This is a genomic window from Candidatus Magnetobacterium casense, from assembly GCF_019173545.1.
In the GTDB taxonomy this organism is placed as follows: domain Bacteria; phylum Nitrospirota; class Thermodesulfovibrionia; order Thermodesulfovibrionales; family Magnetobacteriaceae; genus Magnetobacterium; species Magnetobacterium cryptolimnobacter.
This window is the reverse complement of the sequence record NZ_JABXWD010000795.1, coordinates 1-1,037: the sequence shown is the minus strand read 5'-3', so window position 1 is coordinate 1,037 and position 1,037 is coordinate 1. Positions and strand designations below refer to the sequence as shown.

The 1,037-nt window shown below is 52.1% G+C and carries 3 protein-coding genes; 1 reads left to right on the top strand and 2 read right to left on the bottom strand.

Features of this window, described 5'->3' with window-relative positions; translation table 11 throughout:
* The first annotated feature begins 52 nt into the window (after positions 1 to 52).
* The gene (locus tag HWQ67_RS19590; protein ID WP_218254376.1) at positions 53 to 391 is read left to right on the top strand and encodes a DUF1064 domain-containing protein; all 339 of its coding nucleotides are present in this window, start codon (positions 53 to 55) and stop codon (positions 389 to 391) included.
* Positions 392 to 403: 12 nt separating this feature from the next.
* Here HWQ67_RS19590 and HWQ67_RS19585 read toward each other — a convergent pair whose 3' ends face one another.
* Positions 404 to 601 carry a hypothetical protein gene (locus tag HWQ67_RS19585; protein ID WP_218254375.1) on the bottom strand — a complete coding sequence of 66 codons (198 nt, stop codon included), beginning with the start codon at positions 599 to 601 and terminating at the stop codon, positions 404 to 406.
* A 304-nt stretch (positions 602 to 905) separates the two neighbouring features.
* Positions 906 to 1,037 (bottom strand): DUF1064 domain-containing protein (locus HWQ67_RS20745; protein ID WP_218254377.1); only part of this gene is annotated, 132 nt, incomplete at its 5' end.

The following is a 1,037-nucleotide window of genomic DNA, read 5'->3' as shown; positions in this document are numbered from 1 at the left end:
ATTGGTCTAGGTTGCGATGGCTGGAACACATACCCTTTGAGGAGTACAAATCATGAGCAAATACAACGCACAACCAACCACCGTTGACGGGCTGCACTTCGACTCCAAGCGGGAGGCACTCCGCTACATGGAGCTCAAGGTCATGCAGGACGGAGGCGCAATATCGTCCCTCGTCATCCATCCGGTGTTCGAGCTGCAACCCGCGTTCACGGACGGACGCGGCAAGAGGCACCGGGCAATCACCTACGAAGCGGACTTCAGCTACCTGGTTAACCCAGAGCTCGACTTCGTGGTTGAAGATGTCAAGGGTATTACAACCCAGGCGTTCCAACTGAAGCACAAGCTGATGCTGTTCAAATATCCTGGGATAGATTTTAGAATTGTGAGGTGAGACGTGCTTGCCCTAATCGGACGCATCCTTTGTCGTATCGGCATCCATCACCGGGGCGATGTCATCATCATCGAAGAGGGGCAGTACGTGGTGGGATACTGGCGGTGTACGCGGTGCCCGAAGGTTATCGATTACGTGTGTATATGAGGAGGTGAACTTGGAGCAACCAGCCGAATACCTTGACGGGACAAAGTACCTGCGGTGCCACAAGTGCAACGGCATCCTGGGAACCATCAGACGCCGGAAGCATAACGGATATTGGGTGACGTACGTCCAGAGCCGCAACCACCGTATCTATTCCGGCGATTTATGGTGCTCGATTTGCGGCGAACATACGCCATGGGTGTTTTCTCAGGCGTCAACTTTGGCGGTATATTTGCGTGTTAGTGCTTGACACAGAAAAGAGGAAAAGATGGAAAACGATACCAAAGAAGTACGACTGGAAAAGCTGAAGTGGGGTATCTATTATAAAATATCGCCAGGACTTCTTGAAAGTCCCGACGATATTGCTTGGTCAAACCACATGGATAGTTAATGATGATATTGCGCCTCCATCCTGCATGACCCTGAGTTCCATGTAGCGGAGTGCCTCCCGCTTGGAGTCGAAGTGCAGCCCGTCAACGGTGGTTGGCCGTGCGTTGTATTT

Coding starts and splice junctions, on each gene's coding strand:
- HWQ67_RS19590 (WP_218254376.1), top strand. CDS start 53: ATGAGCAAATACAACGCACAACCAACCACCGTTGACGGGCTGCACTTC.